2 protein-coding genes are annotated in these 4,550 nt (G+C 73.3%); both read left to right on the top strand.

Annotation, left to right across the window (positions count from 1 at the left end):
- The coding region (locus AO501_RS37890; protein WP_197419815.1) for a PE family protein at positions 1 to 3,945 on the top strand (3,945 nt) is incomplete at its 5' end.
- A gap of 53 nt (positions 3,946 to 3,998) precedes the next feature.
- The gene (locus AO501_RS10240; protein WP_231752430.1) at positions 3,999 to 4,442 is read left to right on the top strand and encodes a hypothetical protein; all 444 of its coding nucleotides are present in this window, start codon (positions 3,999 to 4,001) and stop codon (positions 4,440 to 4,442) included.
- Positions 4,443 to 4,550 lie beyond the last annotated feature (108 nt).

The following is a 4,550-nucleotide window of genomic DNA, read 5'->3' as shown; positions in this document are numbered from 1 at the left end:
GCCAACCCCGGCTTGTACGGCGGTCAGGGCGGTGACGGCGGCCAAGGCGGTCAAGGCGGGAAAGCCGGGGCCGGCGGCGCCGGGTCGCTGACCGGCGCTGACGGCGCTTCCGGAAATGGCGGCACCGGCGGTGTCGGTGGTGTCGGTGGCGCCGGTGGCCACGGGACGGTCGGCACCCCCGATGGTGCCGCAGGCGGCGCTGGTGGACAGGGCGGGGCCGGTGGCGATTCCGGCGCCGGTGGCGTGAACGGCACCGGAGGTAAGGGCGGCGACGGTGGCGCGGGCGGCAAGGGCGCTCAAGGCGCTAGTGGAGTCGGGCTGGGCGTTGATGGCGGCGACGGCGGCGCCGGCGGTGATGGCGGCGCTGCGGGTGCCGGTGGTGCGGCTGGGTCCGGCGGCAGCGGCGGTGGCGTCGGCAACGCGGGCAAGGGCGGTACCGGTGGCGATGGTGGTGCAGGCGGTGCCGGTGACGACGGCGGCGCAGACCAGAACGGGTTCGCAGGTGGGCACGGCGGCACCGGCGGCAAGGGCGGTGCCGCGGGTGCCGGCGGTGTTAACGGTGACGGCGGTAACGGCGCCCAGGGCGGCGCCGGTGGTACCGGCGGTGCCAGTGCGCTGGTGGCAGGAGTCGGCGGCGCCGGTGGTGACGGCGGTGACGGTGGCTTCGCGGGCGCTGGCGTCGGGGCGGCAGGTGTCGGGGGCGACGGCGGCCACGCCGGTCAGGGCGGCGTCGGCGGTAAGGGTCTGAGCGGCGGCTTCGACACCGGTGATGCCGGTGGGGTCGGCGGCGCCGGTGGAGCCGGGGGCAGCGGCGGAGACGCCGGTGGCCCGGGCGCTCTCAACGGCAACGGCGGTACCGGCGGTCTCGGTGGGCGTGGTGGTGATGGCGGTTCCACCTCGTCAAAGGCCACCGCCGGTTCCGGCGGTGACGGCGGTACCGGTGGCAAGGGTGGTGACGCTGGTCAGGTCGTAGGCGCCGGCGGCACGGGCGGTAACGCCGGCTCCGGTGGGGACGGTGGATTCGGCGGTGCCGGGATCGACGGCAGCGGTAAAGCCGGCGGCCGCGGCGGCGACGGCGGTGACGGCGGAGCTGCTGGTAGTGGTCAGGCCGGTGTAGGTCTAGGCGGTAACGGCGGCCTGGCCGGCGACGGCGGCGCCGGTGGCGTGGGTGTCGGCGGCGGCTTCGACACCGGCAGCCCTGGAGGTGACGGCGGCTTCGGCGGCGACGGCGGGACTGGCGGCGATGCCGGTGGCCCGGGCGGGTTTAACGGCACCGGTGGCAACGGCGGTGTCGGTGGACGAGGCGGTGATGGCGGCTCGAGCAGCAAGGCGACTGCCGGTGCCGGCGGTACCGGTGGTGCCGGTGGTCACGGCGGTGACAGTGGCCAGGTCCTTGGTGCCGGTGGCACCGGCGGTAACGCCGGAGCTGGCGGGGACGGTGGGTTCGGCGGTGCCGGGATCGATGGCAAGGACGGTGGGCGCGGCGGTAACGGCGGAGCCGGTGGTGTCGGCGGTAACGCGGATCTGAGCGGCACCGGCGGCAACGGTGGTACCGGGGGCAATGCCGGTGGTGGCGGCGCCGGAGGCCATGGCGTAGGCAAGGGTCTAGCGGGCGGGGCCGGCGGTGACGGCGGGACCGGCGGCAGCGCGGGCACCGGCGGCAATGGTTTCGTCGTCGGCACTGCGGGCAACGCAGGTCTCGGCGGCACGGGCGGTGCCGGTGGCAATGGTGACAACGGCGCCGCGGCCGTCGTCTCGGGTCAGTCAGGTTGGGATGGATACAACGGTGGCGCGGGCGGCAAGGGTGGTGATGGCGGCACTGGCGTAGCCGGCGGAGCCAACGGCAGCGGTGGCATGGGCGGCACCGGCGGTATCGGCGGCAACGGCGGTAGCGGAGCCGGTGACTTGTTCAGCGGCGTGGCCGGAGGTGCCGGCGGTAAGGGTGGCGACGGTGGCGCCGCCGGCGCCGGTGGCTCCGCGGGCGGTGGTGGCGGAACCGCCGGAAGCGCCGGAACATCTGGTGACGGCGGGGCCGGCGGTGACGGCGGCAACGGCGCCGAAGGCGGGGCCGCCCAAACCTTCGGTGGGGACGGGTGGGCCGGCGGTAACGGCGGCGACGGTGGCAAAGGCGGCGCCGCCGGGGTCGGCGGTATCAACGGTGCCGGTGGTGATGGCGGCGACGGCGCGGTCGGCGGTTTGGGTGGCCCGAGTCAGACCCAGGCCGGAAAGGGCGGAGTTGGCGGCAACGGCGGGCACGGCGGCGCCGCGGGCGTCGGTGCCGGTGCGGTCGGTGCCGGTGGTGACGGCGGCAATGCCGGCAATGGCGGCGGTGGCGGTTCGGGCTATAACGGTGAGCCCACCGGTATCTCGGGTGGTAATGCTGGCGCCGGCGGCGCCGGCGGCGTCGGTGGTAACTCCGGCGGCGTAGGCGGTGTCAACGGGAACGGCGGCGACGGCGGGGTCGGTGGCATCGGTGGTAATGGCGTCTCGCCCACCCTCACGCCGGGTGTCGGTGGTGCCGGTGGCGATGGCGGTGACGGCGGTGCCGGCGGTGCCGGCGGCAGCGGTATCGGGGTGGCGGGCCAAGCCGGTGATGGCGGCACGGGCGGCTCTGGTGGCGTTGGCGCAAAGGGCTCCAGCCAGGGCTTCAACAGCGGGCTTCCGGGATATGCCGGTGGCGCCGGCGGTGACGGCGGCGACGGGGGTAACTCCGGTGGCCTCGGCGGGTTTAACGGCAGCGGCGGTAACGCCGGTAACGGTGGCGACGGCGGAGACGGTGGATCGAGTACGAGCACACCGGGTGTGGGCGGCACCGGTGGTACCGGAGGAAACGGCGGATCGGCTGGAACCGGCGTCGGCGGCGCCGGCAACGGCGGACACGCCGGCCACGGCGGGAACGGTGGCGGTGGCGGAGGCGGCATCAACAGCGCCCAAGGTGCCGCTGGTGGCGTGGGCGGTGCCGGCGGACTGGGCGGCGACGGTAGTGGTATCGGCGGAACGAACGGCAACGGCGGCAACGGTGGCGTCGGAGGCACCGGTGGCGCTGGCGCCACTTCGCCGTTGGGTTTCGGCACGCAAGGCGGGACCGGCGGTGAAGGCGGAGCGGCGGGAGCGGCAGGCGCCAACGGCGCGAGTGCAGCCGGGACCGCGGGCAAAGGCGGCGACGGAGGGGTCGGCGGTGCCGGCGGTACCGGCCTAGCGGGGGCCAATGGAGTGGGTCCGAGTGCCAACGGCGCTGACGGGGGCGATGCCGGCCCTGGTGGCTCCGGGGGTAAGGGCGGTGCCGGCGTCAATGGTGTCGGTGGCGGCAATGGCGGCAAGGGCGGCGCCGGCGGGACCGGCGGCGCCGGCGGTAACGGAGCGGCTGGCAGCGACGGTGGGTCACCGACCGCCGGCGGCAACGGCGGTGAGGGCGGCTGGGCCGCTACGGGTGGGTTCGGCGGTGCTGGTACCGATGGCGGGGCCAATGGCGCCGCTGGTGCCTGGGGCACCGGGGGCGCCGGAGGCAACGGAGGCAACGGCGGAAGCGCCACCACCTCGTCTGCGGCGGGGGCTGCAGGCGGCAAAGGCGGGAACGGTGGCTGGGGAATCGACGGCATCGGCGGCGCCGGAGGCAGCGGCGGGCTAGGCGGCTACGGCGGAGATGGCTCCTTCTATGGCGGACCTGGTGGCGCCGGCGGTGCCGGCGGCGGTGGCGGAGATGGCGGCGGCGGCGCGATATTCGGCGGCATCGGCGGTAACGGCGGTAACGGCGGAAAGGCGGAAACGGCAACAGTCCCTTTAACGGTGGCACGGGCGGCAGCGGTGGCATTGGCGGGAAAGGTGGCTTGGTCGGGCCTGCACCTGATGGGCAGAACGGGCTGCCTGGTACCAAGGGCTGACGAGGCAGCCGGTTCGGGGGAGGTCCTACCGATCTCGGCGAATGCGTTCTACAGGTCGGCCTGACCGAACCATTTGCCCTCCAACCTGGCGCAGTGAGCCTAAAAGGGAGGCGATCGATGTCCCCCCTCGTTAATGTCAGCCCGACAGAGAAGGAACCGACCATGCGCACTCCTCACAGATTGAAGAGAGTCATCGGCGGGGCATTGTTGTCGGGCGGTCTCGCGGTATCCGGCCTGGGTATGGCCGCCGGTATCGCTGCGGCCCAGCCCGTTCCCGTTCCGCAATACCCTGGTCCGTTCGCCACCGACGACAATGGTTGGGGCCCGCCGAAGCAGTGGTGCCCAGGCGAACCCCTACCGGCGACCGGTAACCACGTCACCGACCCATTCCGCGGCTGGGACATGACGGTATGTCACACCTACTATTACCTTTATCCGGGCATGGGCAATGTGTCGAACATGATTTGGGACGGGGACAACCCGCCACCGAAGCCAGGTCCACCGGTCGGCCTCTATTGCGACCCCAATCTCACCAATTGCCGCATTGGTGATCATCCGTAAGTCGAGCATGAAAACCCCGGTCACCTGGCCGGGTGAGTGTGACAGGTTTGGCTGGCCCCGTTTGGTCGCAGAATGTCAGGTTTGAGTGGCTCCACCGCGACTCGCCGG

This window comes from Mycobacterium gordonae, assembly GCF_001417955.2.
GTDB classification, from domain to species: Bacteria; Actinomycetota; Actinomycetes; order Mycobacteriales; family Mycobacteriaceae; genus Mycobacterium; species Mycobacterium gordonae_B.
This window is presented reverse-complemented; position numbering and strand designations above follow the sequence as displayed.